This is a genomic window from Tistrella mobilis KA081020-065 (assembly GCF_000264455.2).
In the GTDB taxonomy this organism is placed as follows: domain Bacteria; phylum Pseudomonadota; class Alphaproteobacteria; order Tistrellales; family Tistrellaceae; genus Tistrella; species Tistrella mobilis.
On the sequence record NC_017966.1, the window covers coordinates 668,028 to 690,188 of the forward strand.

A 22,161-nucleotide genomic window follows, 5' to 3' on the forward strand; every position below is an offset into this window, starting at 1 on the left:
ACAGGCATGACCGCCTTGCAGGGATTGAGACGGGCCGCGTTGGCGGAGGGGACGACGCTGGTTCTGCTGGTGCTGGTTGCGGTGCCGCTGAAGCATCTGGCAGGCTGGCCGCTGGCGGTACAGGTGATGGGCCCGGTTCACGGCCTGGCCTTTCTTACCTGGACCTGGGCGCTGATCGCTTCGGCGCCGGTGGCAGGCTGGCGGCCGCTGGAACTGGCGCAGCTGCTGGGCGGCGCGGTCGTGCCCTTCGGTGCCCTGATCAACGACCGGCTGATCCGGCGCCGGGCGGCGGAGATCGCCGCATGACCCCGCTGCTGCTGCTGAAGGCCATCCATCTGATGGCGGCGATTCTGTGGACCGGTGGCATGCTGGTTCTGGCCCTGGGGCTGTGCTGCGGCCGCCCGGCCGAACCGCTGATCACCCGATTGCGCGCCTGGGACCAGGCCATCACCGTGCCGGCGATGGTGGTGGTCTGGGCGGCGGGTATCGCCATCGCCAGCCTGGGGGGCTGGTTCCCCGATGGCTGGCTGCTGGTCAAGCTGGTGGCGGTGATGGTTCTGTCGGGCCTGCACGGCCTGCTGGCCGGCACCTTGCGGCGGATGCTGGTCGACCGGGCCCATCTGCCGCCCGGCCTTGCCCGCCATGCCGCCCCGGCCGTCGTGATCTGCATCGCCGTCATCGTCCTGATGGCCGTGCTTAAGCCTCTTTAGCTGCGGATGCGCCGGCAGGGCAGGGGGCCAGGCTGGCGCGCATGATTTCGACCACCGCCGCATGGGCGGTGGCATCGTCCACGGCCGGCGGCTGCGGATCACGCAGGCGGTGCATCGCCATCCAGGCCGCCATCTCCACCAGGGCGCGGGCGCGGGCATGGGTGGCGGGGCCCGGTTCGGCCTCGCCGGCCGCCAGGGCGGCGAAACGGGTGAAGTCGCGGAAATAGCGGCTGCGCAATTCGGTACCGTAGAAGGCGGCCACCTCGGGGATTTCCGCCGCGCAGCGATCCAGCAGCCAGATCAGCCGACGATGGGTGGCAAGCAGTTCCAGCATCTCGATCGCCACCGCGCGGATCTCGTCCGGGCCGGCATGGCCGCCGGCAAGGGCGGCGTCCAGAGCCGGCCGATGCACGCGTGCCGGCGCCGCCGCGACCAGGGAGGCGGCGGCCGAAGCCAGGCCCTGCGCCTCGAACCGGTCGGTGCCCGCTGGCGTCAGGCCCTGCGCCTCGGCCAGTGCCAGTTCGAACAGGGCTTCCTTGCCCGAGACATAGCTGTAGAGCGCCCCCGCCGATAACCCGGCCTCGCGCGCCACATCGGCCATCTGGGTCAGGCGGTAGCCCTGACGGGTGAAAACGGTCAGCGCCGCCGCGGCGATGTCCTCAAGACGTCCTGGCTTCTTCAGGCGCATCGCGTCGCCAGACGGGTCATGGAGGCATACGCCATTTTAATTGAATCGTTCATTTAAAAATGATACACGCAAAGGATCAGCCATACAAGGTGACACCATGGCCGGACCCGCCCTCGGACGTTCGCGCGCGATCGATCACCTGCGCAATCTTGTGATCCTTGGCCTGATCCTGTTTCACACCGCCCGGCTGTTCGACACCGAGCCATGGCATATAAAGGATGCCGGCCGCTACGCCGCGGCCGATGTGTTGATCGGGGTGTTCAATATCGGGCAGATGCCGCTGCTGTTCTTCCTGGCCGGCATCACCGCCATGCACAGTCTGGCGGCGCGCGAGGCCGGGCGTTACGTGCGCGAACGTCTGCAGCGCCTGGGCCTGCCGCTGGTCGCGGGCATCCTGCTGGTGGTGCCGCCGCAGGTCTATGTCGAGCGTCTGGCCGCCGGGCTCGACGGTCGGGCGAGCCCGATCGACCTTGCCCCCGGTACCGGCTTTCTCGATTTCTACCCGGGCTTCTTCGACTGCTGCTATCCGGCGGCCAATTTCAGCTGGCACCATCTCTGGTTCCTGGCCTATCTGCTGGTCTATGCCCTGGTGCTGCTGCCGGTCTTCGTGATCGCCCGCCGGCCCGGGCCGCGGGCGCTGCTGGAGCGGGCCGGCGCGCGGGTCGCGGCGGCAGGGCCGGCTGCATTGCTTGCCCCCGGCCTGCCGGTCCTGCTGGGCGGCTGGTTCGCGCTGTCGCCGGCGCTGGGGGCAGCAGCCGAACGCCATTGTCGCCTGCTTCTGATCATAGCCGCGGTTGCGACCGCACTGGCGGTGACGGCCTGGATGACCGGGGCGCTGCCGGTGCCGGTCCTGCGCCGGTCGCTGCGTGTGGCCGGCGAATGGGCCACCATCCTCGGCCTGCTCGGCTGGGCCGGGCGGCGGCTGGCGGCACCGATCCCCGGCCTCAGCGACGTCACGCGCTTCGCCTTTCCCTTCTACATCGTCCATCAGACGGTGATCGTGGTGTCGGGCTATCTGCTGCTCGGCTGGTCCGGACAGCCGCTGGTGAAATATCTGGTCATCGTCCTGGTGTCGGGCCTGGTCTCCTGGGGGCTCGCCCGGGCGCTTGCCGCCACCGCGCTCACCCGTCTGCTGTTCGGGATCAAAAGCGAACGGCCCGGGATGACCCCGGGCCGCTCGCAGACGTCACGATCGATATAGGCCCGGCGCCTACCAGCGATAGCGCAGCGACAGGGTACCGCCGACCGACTGGCGTTCTTCCGAGAGTTCCGAATCGACGCTCAGCTGCAGGTCGAGATCCTCGTCCAGGCGATACTGCACGCCGGCCCTGAGCACAGCGGCATCTTCCGGCACCTCGACATCGCTGCCCTGGAAGCTGACCCCGGGCAGCTCCGCCAGATGGCGGGTGATGTCGCGCTCGGGCCGGAATTCGTGCTTCCAGCCGGCGCGGAAGAAGGGTTCGATCCGGCTGCCATCCTCGAACGTCACCGGTCCGCCGATCTGGAAGCCCAGGGTCATCGGCATCGAGATGGTGTCGGAGGCGTCGTAGACCACACCGCTACCATTGCCGAAGCTGTCGCGGGCCTCGTCCAGGTGCAGCCGGGTCGGCTCCACCGCCGCGAAGGGGGTGATCTTGAGCCCGGCGGTCAACGGCAGGGCATAGCCGACTTCCAGCCGCGCGCCCAGCGTGGTGCCGTCGAAGCGGGTCACGGCCGCGCGGGTCAGCCCCAGGAAGCGCAGATCGCGGGTGTAGCGGGTATCGCCCGTGGCGGCATAGCCGATGACCGAGGCATAGGTATCGCCGAAGCGGCGCAGACCATAGACGCTCACCCCATACTGCTTGCCGGTGCCGCTGGCCGCGAGACCGTCGAGATCGTAGCTGGTCTCCCCATAGGTGAAGGCACCGCCGATCAGGAAGCTGCCGTCATCGGCGCCGCCATCGATGCCGATGGTGGTGCCGAAATAATGCCCGTCGAAGCCGTCGCCGGTTTCGTAGGCACCTTCCGGCGTCATCCAGGCCCGTCCTCCGGCCATATTGCCACCCTCGGACGCCGTTGCCGTCTGGTCGAGGGCCGCCTCCCGGCTGCCGGGGGCCGCCGCTGCTGCCCCCATCCGCCAGCTGTCCAGCCGGCCGGTCACCGTCTGCATGGCGCGGGTGCTGGCGGTCAGCATGCTCTGCGGCACGCTGGCGGCCCCGGTGTCGCCGACGCTGCGATAGCCGCGGTCGAGCGTCGCGGTGTCGCTGATCGAGACCAGACCGGCGGTGATCGCCTTTGAATATTCCGAGGCCGCCTCGCTCTGGATCCGGCCGAGCAACTCGCCGATCCGACGGCCGAAGCCGCTCAACCCCTCGGGGGTGAAGTCGGCATCGGCCTGGATGCCCAGCCGGCCGTCGGTATTGGTCAGGCTGTAGCTCAGGATCGCGCTGGTCGGGGCGGAAAGTTCCAGATTGCCGGCGGCCAGCCCGGTATCCGAGACCAGGACATCGGCGATCGCCAGCCGGCCCGGCTTCACCGAACCGCTGTTGATCGTGGCGAGCGACAGCTTGCCGTCCATGCTGGCAGCGCCGGTGATGTGCAGCCCGTCGGCCTTGCCGGTGGCATGGTCGACGCGCAGCTGCACTTCGCCGTCTTCGGACTGGGTGAAGCCGCCATTGATCGTGGTCGTGACCACGCCCGTGGTCGCCTGCTGCAGCCGGCCGTGATTGACGAAGCTGCCGGTGCCGCCCAGATCGATGCTGGCGCCGGAATTGATCGTGGCCCCGGCCTCGTTGGTCAGCAGATTGGCGCCGCCGTCGCCCAGCTTGATGCTGCCGGTCAGCGTGCCCTTGTTGGTGACGGTGGTGTCGCCGATCCGGCTGTCGATCACCAGCCCGTCGCCGCCTGCGAAGGTCTGCAGCGTGCCGGCATTGGTGACCTCGTTGATCGGGCCGTCGAGCAGCAGGGCATGGCCGTCGGCCGCGCCGGTGACCACCACGCCTTCGGCGATGTCCACCACCGGGTCGGTGGTAGAATGCGCCACCACCGCGCTGGCACCGGCGCCGCTGACGGTGATCGGGGCATAGACATAGACCGAGACCGCGTGGCTGCTGCCGCCGCCATTGCCCGACAGGAACAGGGTGGTGGTGCCGTTGGTGACGATGCCGCCGCCGCCGGCGGCGGACTGAGCGACCACGCCATGGGCACCCGCCCCGGTGGTGGTGATGGGCGCGTTGACGCCCACCGTCACACTGCCGGCGCTGGCCTTGCTCGACGCATTGGCGGCCGCCGAGACCGTGCCACCGGTGGTGAGCACCGTGCCGCCGCCGGAGCCCACGCTCTGCGCCAGAATGCCGAAGGAGTTCACGCCGGTGGTGTAGATCTGGCCGTTGCTGGTGATGGTGACGTTGTTGCCGTCGGCGCCGCTCGCCTTGTTGCCGACCCGGACGGTGGCGCCGGTCGCCGCCAGCGCCAGACCGCCGCCGCCGCCGATCGACTGGGCGACGAGACCGGGAGAGGCGGCACCCGGTGGTGGTGATGGCCGCGCCATTGGTCACCGTCAGCGTGTTCGACTTGCTGGCGACCGTCCCGCCCAGATTGACCGAGGTGGCATTGATGGCCGAGAGGCCGCCGCCGCCCGAAATCACCTGGGCGACCAGGCCCGGCGCGAAGCTGCCGCCGGTCTGGATGCTGCCGCCGCTGAGGGTCATGGAGACCGCGGCATTGCCGCTGGTGCCGCCGCCGGTGCCGCCCAGATAGACGCTGCCCGAGAAGACCGCACCGCTGGTGCCGGACACCGCCATCACGCCGCCGCCGCCGGTGATCGCCTGGGCGACCACGCCGGCCGCATTGACGCCCTGGGTCAGCACCTTGGGGGCGCCGGTGATGGTGATGTCCTGGGCGGACCCCGCGCCGCCCTGCTGGCCGAGCCGGGCATTGATGCTGCCGCCCGAGGCCTGGGTGGCGATCGAGGCGAAGCCGCCGCCGCCACCCACCGACTGCACCAGCACGCCCAGCGAATTGGCGCCCGAGGTCTGGATGACCGCATTGCCCAGATAGCCCGCCACCGCATCGTTCTGCGACGGGCCGCCATTGCCCGAGCCGCGCACGGCGCCGAGCTGCAGGTTGACCGAGGCCGAGGACTGGGCGGCGGTGTTGGTCTGGGTGAAGAAGATGCCGTTGTCGCCCACCGACTGCGCGACCACGGCCGTTGCATTGGCCGCCGTGGTGGCGATGGTCTGGTTCTGGGTGGTGATCGAGACGGCGCCGCCGTTCAGATTGCTGCCGCCGCCGCCCATATTCCCGAGGCCATAATTGGTGACGCCGGCATCGGTGAAGACCGAGGCGACCACGCCGCCGCCGCCGCCCACCGACTGGGCCAGGATGGCGGTGGAGCCCACGCCGTTTGTAATGACACTGGTCGGCACGTTCAGCGTAACGGCGCTGCCATAGGCGATGGCCGAGCCGAAATTGGCGGAAAGCTGCCGGTATTCCGAGAACACCGCACCGCCGGCGCCGCCGATCGACTGGGCGAGGATGCCATAGGACACGCTGCCCACGGTCTGCACCGTGCCGCCGGTGCCGGTGGTCAGCCAGACATTGCCGGCATTGGAGCCGCTGACGGCCGAGTTGAAATAGACCTGGCCGGCGCCATGGGCGAGACCGCCGCCGCCGCCGATTGACTGGGCGACGATGCCGGGAGAGGCGCCGCTATAGGTGGTGATCAGCGCCGAGCTTGTCGCCGAGACCGTGCCGCCATTGCCGTTGAGCGGCCCGCCCAGGCGGACGGCATCGGTATGAATGCCCGCGATGCCGCCGCCGCCTGCGATCGACTGCACCACCAGGCCGGGGGCGAAGGCGCCGCTGGTGGTGACGCTGCCGGCCGCCAGATAGCCATAGGCGGTGTTGGCATTGGCGCCGCTGCCGCCGGTGGCGCCGAGCGTCACCATCCCCGAGAACCAGGAACCCGCTTGCGAGGACAGGCTGGCGATGCCGCCGCCACCCGAGATCGACTGAACGATCACGCCGGCGGCATTGGTGCCGCGGGTGAGGATGTTCGCGGTGCCGCTGACGCTGGTCGGCATGGCCGATCCGGCGCCGCCGCGCTGGCCGATGATGCCGGCATCGATCCAGCCGCCGCTCGACAGGGTGGCGATGGAGACGATGCCGCCGCCGCCGCCGATCGACTGGCCCACCACGCCGTAGGCATTGGCGCCCGAGGTATCGATGGTGGTGACGCCGCCGGCGCCCAGGGTGACGTTGGTGGAATAGGTGATGTTCTGGCCGCCGTCGCCCTTGCCGACCGAGGTGCCGAGATTGATCGCGGTGTGCACCGCCCCCTGCGACGCGGCATTGGCCTGGGTGAAATAGGTGTGGCGCCCGAGGTATCGATGGTGGTGACGCCGCCGGCGCCCAGGGTGACGTTGGTGGAATAGGTGATGTTCTGGCCGCCGTCGCCCTTGCCGACCGAGGTGCCGAGATTGATCGCGGTGTGCACCGCCCCCTGCGACGCGGCATTGGCCTGGGTGAAATAGGTGCCGCCGGCGCCCAGCGACTGGGCGATGACGCCCGCGCCATTGGCGCCGGCGGTCGCAATGGTCTGGGTGCGGGTGGTGACGGCGACGGTGTTGCCGTTCAGCCCGCTGGCGTTGGCGGCGTTCAGGGTAACGCCATAGCTGGTGATGTTGGCGTTCGAGAAGGCCGAGGCGATCACGCCGCCGCCACCGCCGATCGACTGGCCGACGATGCCGGCCGAGCCGGCGCCCGAAGTGACGACATTCGCCGCCGTATCGATGACGATGCTGCCGCCATAGGCGATGCCGGTGCCGAAGCTGGCGGTCGCCTGGTTGACGGGGCTGAACACCGCGCCGCCGGCACCGCCGATCGACTGCGCCAGAATGCCGAAGGCGGTGGCCCCTTGAGTCTGGACCGATCCGCTGCCGGTGGTGGTGACCTTCACCTGCGAGGCGTTGGAGCCGCTGGGTGCGTTCAGGATGACGGCATTGCCGCCATTGGCGAGGGCGAGACCGCCGCCGCCGCCGATCGACTGGGCGACGATGCCGGCCGAGGCATTGCCGATCGTGCCGATGGCGGCAGCACTGCTGACGGTAACCGTGTTGCCGTTGCCGGCAACATAGCCGCCCAGATAGACCCCGCTGCTGTGAACGCCCGAAATGCCGCCGCCACCGGCGATCGACTGCGCCACCAGACCCGGGGCGAAGACGCCGCCGGTGGTGATGCTGCCACCGGTGAGGTTGACATTGACCACCCCGCCATTGCCGCCGCCGCCAGTATAGGTGCCGAGCGTCACCGGCCCCGAATAGCCCGTGCTGCCCGACTGGCCGGCGACCACGGCGATGCCGCCGCCGCCGCTGATCGACTGCGCGACCACGCCCAGCGCATTGGTGCCACGGGTGGTGATGTTCGCCGCCCCGCTGACGGTGGTGGCGAGGCCGACACCGCCGCCGCCACGGGCGCCGAGCCGGCTGCTGTCGATCGACCCGCCGGTCGACTGGGTGGCGATGGCATAGATGCCGCCGCCGGCCCCCACCGACTGCGCGACCACGCCGAAAGCATTGGCGCCCGAGGTATCGATGGTGGTGGCGCCGCCGCTGCCCAGCGTCACCTTCACCGAATCGCTCTGACTGACGCCGCCATTGCCGCTGCCCTGGCCGGCACCCAGGTTGAAGGTGGCATGGATGCTGCCCTGGGCGGCGGTGTTGGTCTGGGCGTAATACACGCCGCTGGCGCCGACCGACTGGGCGATCACCGCTGCGCCATTGGCGCCCGAGGTCGCAATCGTCTGGCCATGGGTGGTGACCGCGACATTGCTGCCGTAATCGCTGCTGCCGCTGCTGCCGTAGAGATTGGCGACATAGCTGGTATAGGCGGCATCGGCGAAGCTGGAGGCGATGACGCCGCCGCCGCCGCCCACCGACTGGGCGAGAATGGCCGTGGAGCCCTGGCCGGTGGTCACCACATTCGCCCCGGCATCGACATAGACCCCGCCCGCATAGGCAGCCGAGGCGCCGAAGCTGGCGATGACGCCGTGATTGGGGGCGATGAAGGCACCGCCGCCGCCGCCGATCGACTGGGCCAGGATGCCGAAGCCCAGATTGCCGGTGGTCTGCAGCCAGCCATTGCCGCTGGTGGTGACCCCCACCGTGCTGGCATCGCTGCCGCCGGTCGTGCTGATGAACTGGGCATTGTAGCTGGTGAGCGCCAGGCCACCGCCGCCGCCGATCGACTGGGCGACGATGGCGCTGGCGCCGATGCCGGACGTCGCAACCGGTGCCAGCGCCGTGACGCTGGCGACCCCGGCGATGCCGGCCGTGCCGCCGCCCATCTGCACCGTATCGGTGTTCAGCGCCGAGATGCCGCCGCCGCCCGCGATCGACTGGGCGACGATGCCATGGGCAAACATGCCGGTGGTGGTGATGCCGCCGCCGCCCGAGAGGTTGACGGTGGCATTGCCGGCATTGTTGCCGCTGCCGCCCCGGGCGCCGAGTACTGCCGTGCCGGTGAAGAACTCCAGCCCGGGGGTCGCGACGGCCAGGATGCCGCCGCCATTGCTGACCGACTGCGCGACGATGCCGAAGGCGTTGTTGCCGCGGGTGACGATGCTGGCGGCGCCCGTCACCGTGGTCGCCATGCCCATGCCGTTGCCGCCGCGCTGGCCGAGCTGCACGCCCTTGGCGTTGCCATAATTGGCGCGGGTGGAGATGGCGACGATACCGCCGCCGCCGCCCACCGACTGTGCGACCGCGCCGAAGGCGTTGGCGCCCGAGGTGTCGATGGTGGTCACACCACCTGCACCCAGCGTCACCTTGATCGCGTCGGCGACGTTGGCGCCGCCATTGCCGCCGGCACTGACCGTGCCCAGATAGCCGGTGACGTTGATCGTGCCCTGGCTGACGGTATTGGCCTGGGTGAAGTACACGCCGCCGGCGCCTACCGACTGGCCGACCACGGCTGCGGCGTTCACGCCCGAGGTCGCGATGGTCTGGTTGTGGGTGGTGACGGCGACGGTGCCGGCATAGAGATTGCCGTTGCCGGCGCTGTTCAGGCCCGTCCCGTAATTGACGAAGCCGTCATTCGCGGTGGTGGAGGCGATCACGCCGCCGCCGCCGCCGATCGACTGACCCAGGATCGCGACCGAGCCCGCGCCCGAGGTGACGACGTTCGCGCCCGCATCGACGGCGATATTGCCGGCATAGCCGATGCCGGTGCCGAGATTGGTGCTGAGAGGGGCAGTCGGCCCGAAGATCGCGCCGCCGGCGCCGCCGATCGACTGCGCCAGAATGCCGAAAGAGGTGGTGCCCTGGGTTTGAACCGCGCCGCCGCCGGAAGTGGTGACGGTCACCTGGCTGGCATTCGATCCGCTGGGCGTATTGGCGAAGGTGACGGCGCCGGTGCCGATGGCCAGCCCGCCGCCGCCGCCGATCGACTGCGCGACGATGCCCGCGGCGGCCGTGCCGTAGGTAGTGATCGCCGACGAGCTGGCAACGCTGACGGCGCCGCCATTGCCGGCGAGCACGCCGCCCAGCGTCACGTCATTGGTGAGCACGCCGGAAATGCCGCCGCCGCCGGCGATGGACTGGGCCACCAGACCATGGGCATAGGCACCGCCGGTGGCGATGCTGCCATTGGTCAGGTTGACATTCACCGCACGGGTATCGCTGCCATTGCCGCCGGTGGCACCCAGCCGGACATTGCCGGTGAAGGCCGCCCCCGACTGGCCCGACACCACGAAGATGCCGCCGCCGGTGCTGATCGACTGGGCGACCGCGCCCAGCGCATTGGTGCCGCGGGTCACGATATTCGCGGTGCCGGTCAGCGTAGTGGCAAGGCCCGTGCCGCTGCCGCCGCGCTGGCCCAGAATGGCGCCCTTGACCGTGCCGCCGGTCGCCTGGGTGGCAATCGCGACGATGCCGCCACCGCCGCCCACCGACTGGGCGATCGCGCCGAAGGCATTGGCGCCCGAGGTGTCGATGGTGGTGAGACCACCGGCACCGAGCGTGACCTTGATCGCGTCGGCGACGTCCGCGCCGCCATTGCCGCCGGCACTGACGGTGCCGAGATAGCCGGTGACATTGACCGCGCCCTGGCTGGCGCTGTTCGCCTGGGTGAAGAACACGCCGCTGGCACCCACCGCCTGGCCCACCACGGCTGCGGCGTTCACGCCCGAGGTCGCGATGGTCTGGTTGTGGGTGGTGACGGCGACGGTGCCGGCGTTCAGATTGCCGTTACCGGCGCTGTTCAGCCCCGTCCCGTAATTGACGAAGCCGGCATTCGCGGTAGTGGAGGCGATCACGCCGCCGCCGCCGCCGATCGACTGCCCCAGGATCGTGACCGAACCCGCGCCCGAGGTGACGACGTTCGCCCCCGCATCGATGCCGATATTGCCGGCATAGCCGATGCCCGTGCCGAGATTGGTGCTGAGGAGAGACGTCGGCCCGAAGATCGCGCCGCCGCCGCCGCCCACCGACTGCGCCAGAATGCCGAAAGAGGTGGTGCCCTGGGTTTGAACCGCGCCGCCGCCGGAAGTGGTGACGGTCACCTGGCTGGCATTCGACCCGCTGGGGGTATTGGCGAAGGTGACGGCGCCGGTGCCGATGGCAAGCCCGCCGCCGCCGCCGATCGACTGGGCGACGATGCCGGCCGCCGCCGTGCCGTAGGTGGTGATCGCCGACGAGCTGGCAACGCTGACGGTGCCGCCATTGCCGGCGACCACGCCGCCCAGCGTCACGTCGTTGGTCAGCACGCCGGAAATGCCGCCGCCGCCGGCGATGGACTGGGCCACCAGACCATGGGCATAGGCACCGCCGGTGGCGATGCTGCCATTGGTCAGGTTAACGGTCACCGTTCGGCCGTTGCTGCCGCTGCCGCCGATGGCGCCCAGCCGGACATTACCGGTGAAGGCCGCCCCCGTCTGGCCCGAGACCACGACGATGCCGCCGCCATTGCTGACCGACTGGGCAACCGCACCCAGCGCATTGGTGCCGCGGGTCACGATGTTGGCGGTCCCCGTCAGCGTGGTGGCCATGCCGCTGCCGCTGCCGCCGCGCTGGCCCAGAATGGCGGTGCCGACGGTGCCGCCGGTCGCCTGGTTGGAGATCGCGATGATGCCGCCGCCGCCACCCACCGCCTGGGCGACCGCGCCGAAGGCATTGGCGCCCGAGGTATCGATGGTGGTGACACCGCCTGTGCCGAGCGCGATCCTGATCGCATCGGCCTGGTCCACGCCGCCATTGCCGCTGCCGTAGGCGGTGCCCAGATAGGCCGTGACGCTGACCGCGCCCTGGCTGGCGGTATTGGCCTGGCTGAAGAAGGTCCCGCCCGCGCCGATCGACTGGCCGACCACGGCGGCGGCATTGGCGCCGGCGGTGGCGATGGTCTGATTGCGGGTGGTGATGGACATGGTGCCGGCATTCAGTCCGCTGGCATTGGCGCCGTTCAGCCCGACCGCATAAGAGGTGAAACCGGCATCCGATGCGGTGGAGGCGACCACGCCGCCGCCGCCGGCGATCGACTGGCCGAGCACGGCGACAGAGGCCATACCCGTCGTGATGACATTCGCGCCCGCATCGATCCCGACATTGTCGGCATAGGCGATCGAGGCGCCGAAATTGGCGCCGAGCAGCCGGTTAGGCCCGAAGACCGCACCGCCACCGCCGCCGATCGACTGCGCCAGGATGCCGAAAGAAGTGGCCCCTTGAGTCTGCACCGCGCCGGCCCCGGTGGTGGTGACAAGGACCTGGCGCGAATTCGATGCGCTGGGCGCGCTGGCGAAGTTGACCTGGCCGTCGCTGGTCGCGATGCCGCCGCCGCCACCGATCGACTGGGCGATGATGCCCGAGGCGGAGGTACCATAGGTGGTGATGGCCGACGAGCTGGCGACCGTGACCGTGTTGCCATAGCCGGCCACCACGCCGCCGAGCGTGAGGCTGGTGGTGCGGATGCCGGAAATCCCGCCGCCGCCCGCGATCGACTGGACGACCAGACCATGGGCGTTGAAGCCGTTGGTGACGATCCGCCCGCCGGTGAGGTTGACGTTCACCGTGCCGCCGTCACCCGTGCCGCCACCGGTGGCGCCGAGCCGCGTGCTGCCCGAGAAGATGGCGCCGGAGCCGGCGGCGGCGAGGGCGACACCGCCACCGCCGGTCACCGACTGCACCACCGCGCCGATCGCATTGTCGGCATGGGTGATGATGCTGGCCGTTCCCGACAGCGTAACCGCGCGGCCGTTGCCGCCGCCGCCCGACTGGCCGAGCTGGGCCGTGGCCGTGGTGCTGCCGGCCGAGGTGGTCGCGAAGCCGGCGATGCCGCCGCCGCTGCCGATCGACTGGACGGCGACGCCCATCGAATTGCGGCCCCAGGTTTCGATCGAGGTGGTGCCGCCGTTATCGCCCAGGGTCAGCATCACCGCATCGGCCGCACTGGTGCCGCCGCTGCCGCCGCCCCGGCTGGCGCCGAGGGTGAAGGTGGGCGAAACCGCGCCCGAAATCTTGCCGGCGCTGAAGGTTGCGATACCGCCGCCGCCGCCGATCGACTGCACCACCAGGGCGCTGGCATTGTCGCCGCCGGTCTGGATCAGCGCCGAGGTGCCGCCGCCCGTGCTGACCAGGATCTTGCCGCCGTCGCCGGCATTGCTCGACGACGAACCGAGGGTGAGGCTGGCCGAGGCCGAGGCGCGGGTGGCGCTGGTAATGTCGATGATGTCGGAAATGCCGCCGCCGCCGCCGATCGATTGGGCGATGACCGCACTGCTGCCGATGCCCGAGGCGGTGATGTCGCGGGTGATGTAAACGCTGACGGTTCCGCCCGAGCCCGAAATGCCGCCGCCGCCGCCGAGGGTGACCGGCGCCGAAATCTTGCCCCCCGAGGCGCTGGACTGGGCCGAGCCGCCGAGGCCGCCGCCGCCGCCAACAGACTGGGCGACGATCGCATGCGCGGCGCCGGCTGCGGTGGTGATCACGCCGCGGCTGGTGACCGTGACGCCCTGGCCGTTCTGGCCGCCGCCGCCCGATCCGCCGAGGGCCATGGCGAGCGAGGCTTCACCACCCTGGGCCGAGGTCGACGACGCGCCGCCGGCATCGCCGCCGCCACCACCCACCGACTGGGCAAAGATGCCGTGCGAGAGGAAGCCGTAGGTGGCGAGCGTGCCGTCATTCACGACATAGACGGCGCCGCCGGCCCCGCCATTGCCGCCCGATCCGCCGAGCGCAAAGCTGGTGGCATAGGCGCCGCTATTGGCATTGGTGGTGGCCGAGGCGCCGGTGCCGCCGCCGCCGCCCACCGACTGGGCGTAGATCGCGGTCGCATGGGCGCCCGCGGTCCGGATGGTCGTGGCGCTGTTCACCGAAACCGTGCCGCCGGACCCGCCGCCGCCGCCCGATCCGCCGAGGCCGGCGGACATCGCCACACCCTTGGAGGTGGAGGCAGAGGTACCGGTGGAGCCGCTGGAGACGCTGGCGCCGGGTTCGCTGTCATCCGCCTGGCCGGCGGTGGCCGAGGTGGTGACCGCGCCGCCATTGCCGCCGCCACCACCCACCGACTGGACATAGATGCCGTAGGAGAGATCGCCCCAGGTGGTGATGGAGGTGGGGCGTGCCTGATCGTTGTTGCAGATGTTGTTCGAAATGCTGCCGCAGACATTCACGCTGCCGCCGGCGCCGCCCCCGGCGCCCGATCCGCCGAGGCCGAGCGCCACCGAGGCCGAGCCGCCCGAGCCGGTGGTGGAGCTGGACGAGCCGCCATTGCCGCCGCCGCCACCCACCGACTGGGCATAGACCGCCGCCGCATTGGCGCCATAGGTGGTGAGCGTGCCGCCGCCGAGGCCGACATTCACGGCACCGCCCGCGCCGGCGCCGCCGCCGGTACCCCCCATCGAGAGCGCGACGCTGGCCTTGCCGGCATCGGCATTGGAACTGGCCGAGCCGCCATTGCCGCCACCGCCGCCCACCGACTGAGCGAAGATCGCCTGGGAGTTGAGGCCGCCCTTGCCGTCGGAGGTGCCGGTGGTGATGCTGGCCGAGTTGGTGACCACGATGCTGCCGCCGGCCGCACCGCCGCCGCCCGAGCCGCCGATCGCGAGGCCGGCGGCATAGCCGCCATCGGCGCCCGCCTGGCTGCCCTGAGAGGTGGAGCCGGTCTTGCCGGCAGAGGCCGAATTGTGGCTGCTGTTCGACTGGCCGGAACCCGAGGTCGGCACGGTGCCGGTGGAGGCGCTGGTGGACCCGTCTTCTTCGTCTTCATCCGAGGCCGGCGCCGCGGTCGCCGCCGTGGTCGCCCCGCCGCCATTGCCGCCGCCGCCGCCCACCGACTGGGCGAAAATGCCGGCCGAATTGATGCCCGTGGTCCTGAGCGTGCCGAAATTCAGCACGGTGACCAGATTGGCAGCCCCGCCACCGCCGCCCGAGCCGCCGAGCCCGAAAGAGAGGGCGCCCGAGCCGCCGCTTTCGACGGTGCTGGAGGCGGCACCGCCATTGCCGCCGCCGCCACCCACCGACTGGGCGAAGATCGCCGCCGATTGCAGGCCGCTGGTGGTGATGCTGCCGGTGTTCACGACCGTCGCGGTCGATCCGGCGCCGCCGCCACCACCGGTGCCGCCCAGGCTGATGGAACCCGCATAATTGCCGCCGGCCGCATTGGTGGTGGCAGAGCCGCCATTGCCGCCGCCGCCGCCCACCGACTGGGCGGTGATGCCGTTCGACAGCATGCCCGAGGTGGTGATGGTGGCAACGCTGCTGACCAGCACGGCGCCGCCATTGCCGGCCTTGCCGCCGGCGCCGCCGATGGCGAGCGAGGCGCCGACGCCGTTATCGGCTTCCTCGTCGGTCGAGGCAGCCGGGCCGCTCTGCGAGAACTGGGCGGCGGTCGCGACCGCCGCACCGGTATTGGTCTGCTGGGCGAAGCCGGTGCCGGTATAGGCCGCGACACCGCCATCCAGCGCGCCGCCCTGCTGGCCGGTGGCCGAAGCGGTGGCCGTGCCGCCATCGCCGCCGCCACCTCCGACCGACTGGGCGAAGATCGCCGTCGACCCGGCACCGGTGGTGGCGAGCGTGCCGCCGGCGACCACCGTCACCGCATCGGCATTGCCGCCGCCGCCGCCAAAGCCGCCCACCGCCAGAGATGCGGCATATTTGTTGCTGGAGGCGCTGCTTTCCGAATAGCCGCCGCGGCCGCCGCCGCCGCCCACCGACTGGGCATAGATGGCGCTTGCGTGGTTGCCATAGGTCAGGATGCTGCCGCCGGTGGCGGTGACGCCACCCCAGGGATTGCTGCAGCTGCCCGAGCTGACATTGCCGCAGACGGTGACCCTGCCGCCGGTCCCGCCGGTGCCGCCGCCGCCGCCGACTGCGACCGAAATGGCGCCCGTGCCCGAAATCGCATTGGCATAGGCCGAGCCGCCATTGCCGCCGCTGCCGCCCACCGACTGCGCCAGGATGGCGACCGAGCGGTCGCCGGCGCCCGGATTGCCCGGCACGACGCCGGCCATGCCGGTCTGGATGCTGCCGGTCAGCGTGACGGCGACCGCGCCGGCATTGCCGCCGGCCGCACCCGACCCGCCGATCGCGACCGATGCCGAACCGCTCTGGGAGTTCTCGCCGCCGCCCGAGGCCGAGGCCGCGAAGGCCGAGGCATTGCCGCCATTGCCGCCGCCGCCGCCGATCGACTGGGCGATGATGCCGTAGGCGTCGAAGCCGGTGGTGACCAGGTTGTTGGCGACCGTCACCGAAACCGCGCCGCCGTTCTGGCCCGACCCGCCGCTGCCGCCGGTGGCGCCGGCCGCACCGACCGAAATCTTGGAGGCCGGGTTGCCGGTCGAGATCGAGCCGGAATAGGCGGCGCCACCGCTGCCGCCGGTGCCGCCGATCGACTGGGCGATGATCGCCGCGGCAAGATCGCCTGCGGTCGAGATGCCGGTATAGGTGTTGACCGTAACCGTACCGCCGGTGCCGCCGCTGCCGCCATAGCCGCCGACCGCGACCGCCGGGGCCGCGATGGTCGATCCTGCTGCGCCGGCGCTGAAGCCGCCGAGGCCGCCGCTGCCGCCGATCGACTGTGCCACGATGCCGTGCGACAGAAGGCCGGTGGTGGTGATGGTGTCGTAGGTGGCAATGGTCACGCCGCCCGCGGCGCCGCCGCCGCCGCCACTGCCGCCCAGGCTGACCCCGGCCGAACCCAGCCCGCCCAGGCTGCCGGCGATGTCCCAGCCGCCATTGCCGCCGGCACCGCCGATCGACTGGGCCAGAACGCCGGCCGACTGATGGCCGGTGGTCGAGACGCGCCCGCCGCCCTGGATGGTGACCGTCACCTGGCTGGCGCGGCCACCCTTGCCGCCGCCGCCGCCGATCGCGGCCGAGACTGCGCCGCTTTCGCCGAAGGAGCCGGCGATGGCGAAACCGCCCGAGCCGCCATTGCCGCCCATCGACTGGGCGACCACGCCGGGCGAGAGCGGTCCGGTGACGGTGAGGGCCGAATAATTGTCGACGGTGACCGTGCCGCCGGTGCCGCCATTGCCGCCGCCGCCGCCCACCGCCATACTGGCGGTGCCGTTCGAGCTGAGACCGGCGGCACCCGAGAAGCCGCCCGAGCCGCCACCGCCGCCGATCGACTGCGCCAGAAGGGCAGGGGCATTGCCGGTGCTGGCGGCCGACACGTTGACCGCCGCCTGATTGACCAGCGTGACCGCGCCACCGGCGCCACCCGCGGCACCGCTGCCGCCGGCGCCGATATTGGCCGAAACCGATCCGCTGATCGAGCCTGCGACCGCATAGCCGCCCGAGCCGCCGCCGCCGCCGATCGACTGGGCGGCGATCGCCGCCGCACCGCCGCCATAGGTATTGATCAGCCCGGTGTTCACCACCTGGACCGTACCGCCATTATTGCCGCTGCCGCCGGCACCGCCGATCGCGGCCGAGGCGCCGCTGGAATAGCTGAGCGCGCCCGAGGTGGTGTAGCCGCCATTGCCGCCGCCACCGCCGATCGACTGCGCCAGAATGGCGCTGGCGCCATAGCCATAGGTGGTGATCGCGGCGGTCTGGCTGCTGTTGGCGGCATAATTGTGGGCGGTGACCGCGCCCGCGGCACCACCGGCGCCGCCCGACCCGCCGACACCCAGCGACACCGCCAGCTGCGGGCTGGCCGAAAGCCCCAGCGCCGAGCCGCCGGAGCCGCCGCCGCCGCCGATGGACTGGGCCAGAATGCCGTGCGAGCTGTCGCCCGAGGTGGTGATGACGCTGCCGGTGTTCTCGACGATCACCGTGCTGCCGGCACCCGCGGCGCCGCCGGATCCGCCGACGCCGAAGCTGAGGGCGCTGTTCGCGACCGCCAGGCTGGCATCGACCGTCGAGCCGCCGCCACCGCCACCGCCGCCGATCGACTGGCCGACCAGGGCCGAGGCGCCGACACCGGTGGTGGTCAGCGTGATGCCGTTCGGGCTGACATAGACCTGGCCGCCATTGCCACCCTTGCCGCCCTTGCCGCCGTAAGACAGCGCGAAACTGCCCTGGAAGCCGGCCGCCAGAGAGACCGCATAGCCGCCCGAGCCGCCGCCACCGCCGATCGACTGGCCGGCGATTGCCGAGGAGCCGTCGCCGACGGTCGAGATGGTCTTGCCCGTGGTCAGCCCGGAAAGCCGGCCCTGGCCGCTGCAGGCGCCGGCGGCGGAGGAATCGCCGCTGAAGCTGTTGCAGTTGATCGCGACCGACCCGGCCGAGCCGCCATCACCACCCGATCCGCCATGGGAGAGCGAGGCGCTCTGCCCGGAACTGGCCGAGAGCGCCACAGCGCCGCCGCCGACACCACCACCGCCGCCGACCGACTGGGCGAGGATGCCGGCCGAATTCACCTCCACCGTCGTGATCGAGCCGGTGCTGAGCACGGCGACCGAGCCGGCGCTGCCGCCGCCGCCGCCGGACCCGCCGACCGCGAAGGCCAGGCCCGAGCCGGAGCCCGAGACGCCCCATCGCCGCCGACCCCGCCACCGCCGCCCACCGACTGTGCCAGCACGCCGACGGCACCGCCGGCCGAGTCGGTGGTGACGGGGGTGGGGGCGAGCGAGGGGATGCAGCCATTGCCGGTGCAGATGTCGGCTGTATTGTTCACCGCCACCGATCCGCCCGAACCGCCATCGCCGCCTGAACCGCCGACGGCGACCGACGCAGTGCTGCCTGAAGCCGAGAAGGCCATGCCGCCGCTGCCGCCGGCACCGCCCACCGACTGAGCGAAGATGCCGACCGAGGACGGGCCATAGGCGGTGATGGTGCTGGAATTGTTGACCGTGACCAGGCTGCCCGATCCGGCCCTGCCGCCATCGGCACCCAGCGCCACCAGGCCTGCCGCGACACCGGCATTGCCGCCGCCGCCGCCGACCGATTGGGCATAGATCGCCGTCGCACCGGCGGCGGCCGAGGGGTTCGCGGCGCTGCCGACCGTCAGCACGCCGATATTGTTGATCGTCACCAGCCCGGCATTGCCGCCATAGCCGCCACCGCCGCTATAGCCGCCGAAGGTGCCGTTGCTGCTGCCGCCATCGCCGCCGAAGCCGCCGATCGACTGGGCGGCAAGGGGGGTGCCGGCCGCGGTGGTGATCGCGGCATTGTTAGTGATGGTGACATTGCCGCCGGCACCGCCGGGCACGCCGTCGCCGCCATCGCCCCAGAGACCGCCATTATTGTTGCCGCCATCGCCGCCCTGGCCGCCGGCGCTCTGCGCCACGATGCCGAGCGACGACGAGCCGCCCTGGATGTTGAGCGCCATGTTGTTGGTGACGGTGACGGCGCCGCCGGCACCGCCCGACCCGCCATCGCCGCCATGGGCGCCGGGATCGTTGGTGTTGCCGCCGGTCCCGCCGGTGCCGCCCTGGCTGTAGGCGACGACGGTGGTGTTCGCGATCGGATAGGTGGCGGAACTGGTGCCGTTGAGCGTGACGGTCACGGCACCGCCGGTGCCGCCGGTGCCGCCGCCGCGGCCATTGCCACAGACGCCGGTCTTGTCGGAACCACCCGTGCCGCCGGTGCCGCCGGTGCTACCGGCGATCACCAGCGTGCCGCCATAGGCGGTGGTCGTGGAGATGTCGGGCGTGACGGTCGCGGTTACGGCGGTACCGGTCGGGCCCTGGCCGCCACTGTCGGGCTTGTCGCAGCTGAAGCCGTTGAAGCTGGCGTTCGATCCCTTGGATCCGGTGCCGGGTGAGGGCTGCTGGTTGACATAATAATAGGCCGGCCCGGTCGAGACCTCGGCGTTCTCGGCACGTGCCGGCCCGGCCGTGATCAGTGCGCCGCAGACGCCAAGACCCAGTACGGCGCCGATGGCCGTCATGTTCCCGCGATAAAGGAAGGAACCCGACTTCGCCATCGGTCTTGCCTCTCATGCCGTCGGTCCGGGGCCTGCGCCGCCGCCGTTCAGGTCTGTCGTCCACAATCGCCCGGCCGCGCGGGGCGGGTTTCTGAACTCACTTCACCGCGTCGAAGGCAGCGGTGAAATCCATCAGCATATGGGGGAAGGTCAGCACGGCGCCGTTGCCGGCGACGGCGCGGACCGACATCACCTTGCCGGCGCGCATCGCCTTCAGAAGATCGTTGTTGAGCGGCAGGGCCGCGAAGCAGCCGCGACCGTCGCAGGACCGCACGGTCACCGGCACCGGCGTGCCGTCATCCACCGCCAGGGTCACCGGCTCGGTCAGGGTCAGGCCGGTCGGCAGTTGCAGCACCAGCTCGGGCTTGCGGCTTTCGCCCGGCACGCTGACCACCGCCACCGACATCAGCTGGCCGTTATCGCTGTTGAACAGCCGCTGCTCCATGGTGCAGTCGGCTGCGGCGGCGCGCCCGCGCGAGACGCAGGTCACCGTCCAGGCCGGGGCCGAGCCGTCCACCTTCTGCGGTTCGGCCGGGGCGGGGGCATCGGCCGGCTTTGTGGCGGGCGCGCTCTGCGCCACCGCGCCGGCGGTGCCCGCCAGGCCAAGGGTCGCCGCAAGCGTGGCGGCAAGGAGAACCAGACGGGCGGTGGAGCCGCGCTGCATCATCGTAAGGACGTCCCGGGAAGGATATGTCGGACAGGGGGCAATACGGGCCCGTCGAGGCCCGTGCCCCATCATCCTTCACCAAAGCTTTGCACGGCGCAACAGTAAAGCCCGATCGTCACACAACAGCTGTTAAGCTGTGCGCCAGATGATGCTTTACGCCCCGGATTTCCTGATTTTTAACCATATGAAGTGAAGGTCACATACCGCGTTTCATGTCGCGAATTCTGCGCTGCAAATGGCGGTTTACATGCTCCGCGTCGCCGCTTGACGGCCGCCGCCGATCAGTGGCCGCGCGGCACGACCAGAACGTCGGGCTCCACCCTCGCCAGGATGCGTTTGGCCATGCTGCCCAGCACGGCCTCGGCCACCACGCCCTGGCCGCGGGTGCCCAGCACCACCAGATCGGCATGGTCGCGGGCCAGTTCAGTCGCCACCGCATCGTCTGCCGGCCCGGGCAGCACGATGCGTGTCAGCCCGTCGAGCCGGGCGGTCGGCACCGCCAGCGCGTCGATCTCATCCGTCAGCCGGCGTGCTGCGGTATCGCCATGCGCGCGGATCTGGACGGCCGGATCGGTCGAGATTTTCTGAAACGGGGTCTCGAAGGCGTGGATCACCGTGGCCGGCACCTCGGGCAGCAGGGTCAGCGCAGCCTCGGCTGCCCGGCGGGCAGGGGCTGAAAGATCGGTGGCGATCAGCATCCGGCGATAGGGGCCGGTCGCCCGCCGCCGTACCACCAGCACCGGCACGGCCGATCGGCGCAGCAGCCGGTCCACCGTATCGCCCAACAGCAGCCGGCCCAGGGGCTCGCTGCGGGCAAGGCCGGTGACGATCAGATCGAAGCCTTCATCTTCGGCGATCCGGCGGATCGTCGCCGCCGGGTCGCCATCCGCCACCCGGGTGCGGATGGTGACGGGGCCGGACGGGGCGCCGATGTCCGCCAGCACGGCCGCCGGCAGATCGGCCAGCAGCCGGGCTTCGGCCTGCCGCAGCCGGTCTTCCGTGCCGATCTCTTCGGCAGCATCGGGCTCGCTCACATGCAGCACCGTCAGCGCCGCCCCGGTCTCGCGGGCCAACGCCACCGCCCGGTCGAGCGCCCGATCGCTGCGGGCACTGAGATCGGTGGCCAGCAGAATGCGGGCAAGCGGGTGGGGGGCGGCAGGGGTCGGCATGATGTCCTCCTTGGTCGCAGCGTCGGCTGAACCTTACCCCGCTCCGTCGCTGCCCGCCATCTCGGTGCCCAGATGCACCGCCAGCCACACCGTCGGCTGGTGATCGTCGGTCCAACTGACCCGGTGGCGCAGCCGGGCGGGCAGCATCACATGGTCGCCCGGGCCGAGCACGGTTTCGCCCTGGCCCTCGATCAGCAGCCCGGCCGATCCGGTCAGCAGCAGCACCCATTCATCCCACCCCTGATCGTACCACTCCCCCTCGGGCGTGGCCTGGCCCCACGACACGATCCGCTCGATGCGGATGCCGGGGCGGGTCAGGATCTCGGTGAAGGCCTCGTCGATCGAGCGGGGTGGCAGGGGTGAGAGCAGGTTGGGCATCGGGGTCCGGATGATGGCGGGTGCGAAGGGGGCGATTTCGCGGGGGCATGCTCCACTCCAGGCCGTGGCGCGGACGCTGTCAACGGCTTTCGCATCTGCAGTATCGCCCGGCAAGGGCGGCCCGGGAACAGCCGGTCCGGCGCATCGTTGTCGTCCAACGGGGCGCGGGTCGGCCGCGCCCCTCGTTCAACGCGAAACGAGGTCGAG

General features: G+C 70.9%; 13 protein-coding genes. 6 read left to right on the forward strand and 7 right to left on the reverse strand.

Going from position 1 to position 22,161, the window contains the following annotated elements; genetic code table 11:
- Positions 1-6 precede the first annotated feature (6 nt).
- Positions 7-306, forward strand: coding sequence for a DUF3817 domain-containing protein (locus TMO_RS23710; RefSeq protein WP_014753354.1), 300 nt, complete (start codon positions 7-9; stop codon positions 304-306).
- Positions 303-710: a CopD family protein gene (locus TMO_RS23715; RefSeq protein ID WP_014753355.1), complete on the forward strand. Its 408-nt coding sequence runs from the start codon at positions 303-305 to the stop codon at positions 708-710. The genes TMO_RS23710 and TMO_RS23715 overlap by 4 nt, the downstream gene beginning before the upstream one ends.
- Here TMO_RS23715 and TMO_RS29945 read toward each other — a convergent pair.
- A complete protein-coding gene (locus tag TMO_RS29945; protein ID WP_014753356.1) occupies positions 697-1,398 on the reverse strand; it encodes a TetR/AcrR family transcriptional regulator in 702 nt (233 codons plus the stop codon). The genes TMO_RS23715 and TMO_RS29945 overlap by 14 nt on opposite strands.
- 97 nt (positions 1,399-1,495) lie before the next feature.
- Between TMO_RS29945 and TMO_RS23725 the strand changes: the two genes are divergently transcribed.
- Entirely contained in the window at positions 1,496-2,599 is a 1,104-nt protein-coding gene (locus TMO_RS23725) for an acyltransferase family protein (RefSeq protein ID WP_014753357.1), read from the forward strand.
- Between the two features lie 9 nt (positions 2,600-2,608).
- On the opposite strand, the gene TMO_RS23730 is transcribed toward TMO_RS23725, so the two are convergent.
- The gene (locus TMO_RS23730) at positions 2,609-4,927 is read right to left on the reverse strand and encodes an autotransporter outer membrane beta-barrel domain-containing protein (protein ID WP_014753358.1); all 2,319 of its coding nucleotides are present in this window, start codon (positions 4,925-4,927) and stop codon (positions 2,609-2,611) included.
- Here TMO_RS23730 and TMO_RS23735 point away from each other — a divergent pair.
- The 3 genes from TMO_RS23735 to TMO_RS23745 all read left to right on the forward strand — a co-directional run bounded on the left by TMO_RS23735 (position 4,915) and on the right by TMO_RS23745 (position 5,691).
- Complete coding sequence (locus tag TMO_RS23735) at positions 4,915-5,136, forward strand: hypothetical protein (RefSeq protein WP_041607379.1); 222 nt, start codon at positions 4,915-4,917, stop codon at positions 5,134-5,136. The two genes, TMO_RS23730 and TMO_RS23735, sit on opposite strands and share 13 nt — an antisense overlap.
- A gap of 27 nt (positions 5,137-5,163) precedes the next feature.
- Positions 5,164-5,436 carry a hypothetical protein gene (locus tag TMO_RS23740; RefSeq protein WP_041607380.1) on the forward strand — a complete coding sequence of 91 codons (273 nt, stop codon included), beginning with the start codon at positions 5,164-5,166 and terminating at the stop codon, positions 5,434-5,436.
- A 66-nt stretch (positions 5,437-5,502) separates the two neighbouring features.
- Complete coding sequence (locus TMO_RS23745; protein WP_041607381.1) at positions 5,503-5,691, forward strand: hypothetical protein; 189 nt, start codon at positions 5,503-5,505, stop codon at positions 5,689-5,691.
- Positions 5,692-6,397: 706 nt separating this feature from the next.
- Here TMO_RS23745 and TMO_RS29950 read toward each other — a convergent pair.
- From TMO_RS29950 to TMO_RS23770, 5 genes are all read right to left on the reverse strand, one after another.
- Positions 6,398-18,265 carry a beta strand repeat-containing protein gene (locus tag TMO_RS29950; RefSeq protein ID WP_051045601.1) on the reverse strand — a complete coding sequence of 3,956 codons (11,868 nt, stop codon included), beginning with the start codon at positions 18,263-18,265 and terminating at the stop codon, positions 6,398-6,400.
- A complete protein-coding gene (locus tag TMO_RS29955) occupies positions 18,229-19,740 on the reverse strand; it encodes a hypothetical protein (RefSeq protein WP_014753359.1) in 1,512 nt (503 codons plus the stop codon). Before TMO_RS29955 ends, TMO_RS29950 begins: the two co-directional genes overlap by 37 nt.
- A 97-nt stretch (positions 19,741-19,837) precedes the next feature.
- On the reverse strand, positions 19,838-20,407 hold the full coding sequence (locus TMO_RS23760) for an invasion associated locus B family protein (RefSeq protein WP_014753360.1): 570 nt from the start codon (positions 20,405-20,407) through the stop codon (positions 19,838-19,840).
- A 281-nt stretch (positions 20,408-20,688) separates the two neighbouring features.
- Positions 20,689-21,576, reverse strand: coding sequence for a universal stress protein (locus TMO_RS23765; protein WP_014753361.1), 888 nt, complete (start codon positions 21,574-21,576; stop codon positions 20,689-20,691).
- A 33-nt stretch (positions 21,577-21,609) separates the two neighbouring features.
- Positions 21,610-21,954 carry a cupin domain-containing protein gene (locus TMO_RS23770; RefSeq protein ID WP_014753362.1) on the reverse strand — a complete coding sequence of 115 codons (345 nt, stop codon included), beginning with the start codon at positions 21,952-21,954 and terminating at the stop codon, positions 21,610-21,612.
- Positions 21,955-22,161: the final 207 nt, after the last annotated feature.

Excerpts from the sequence above, each read along its gene's own strand:
- TMO_RS23765 (WP_014753361.1), bottom strand. The coding sequence starts at position 21,576 with ATGCCGACCCCTGCCGCCCCCCACCCGCTTGCCCGCATTCTGCTGGCC.
- TMO_RS29945 (WP_014753356.1), bottom strand. The coding sequence starts at position 1,398 with ATGCGCCTGAAGAAGCCAGGACGTCTTGAGGACATCGCCGCGGCGGCG.
- TMO_RS23725 (WP_014753357.1), top strand. The coding sequence starts at position 1,496 with ATGGCCGGACCCGCCCTCGGACGTTCGCGCGCGATCGATCACCTGCGC.
- TMO_RS23715 (WP_014753355.1), top strand. The coding sequence starts at position 303 with ATGACCCCGCTGCTGCTGCTGAAGGCCATCCATCTGATGGCGGCGATT.
- TMO_RS23730 (WP_014753358.1), bottom strand. The coding sequence starts at position 4,927 with ATGGCGCGGCCATCACCACCACCGGGTGCCGCCTCTCCCGGTCTCGTC.
- TMO_RS23760 (WP_014753360.1), bottom strand. The coding sequence starts at position 20,407 with ATGATGCAGCGCGGCTCCACCGCCCGTCTGGTTCTCCTTGCCGCCACG.
- TMO_RS23735 (WP_041607379.1), top strand. The coding sequence starts at position 4,915 with ATGGCCGCGCCATTGGTCACCGTCAGCGTGTTCGACTTGCTGGCGACC.
- TMO_RS29955 (WP_014753359.1), bottom strand. The coding sequence starts at position 19,740 with ATGGCGAAGTCGGGTTCCTTCCTTTATCGCGGGAACATGACGGCCATC.
- TMO_RS23770 (WP_014753362.1), bottom strand. The coding sequence starts at position 21,954 with ATGCCCAACCTGCTCTCACCCCTGCCACCCCGCTCGATCGACGAGGCC.
- TMO_RS23710 (WP_014753354.1), top strand. The coding sequence starts at position 7 with ATGACCGCCTTGCAGGGATTGAGACGGGCCGCGTTGGCGGAGGGGACG.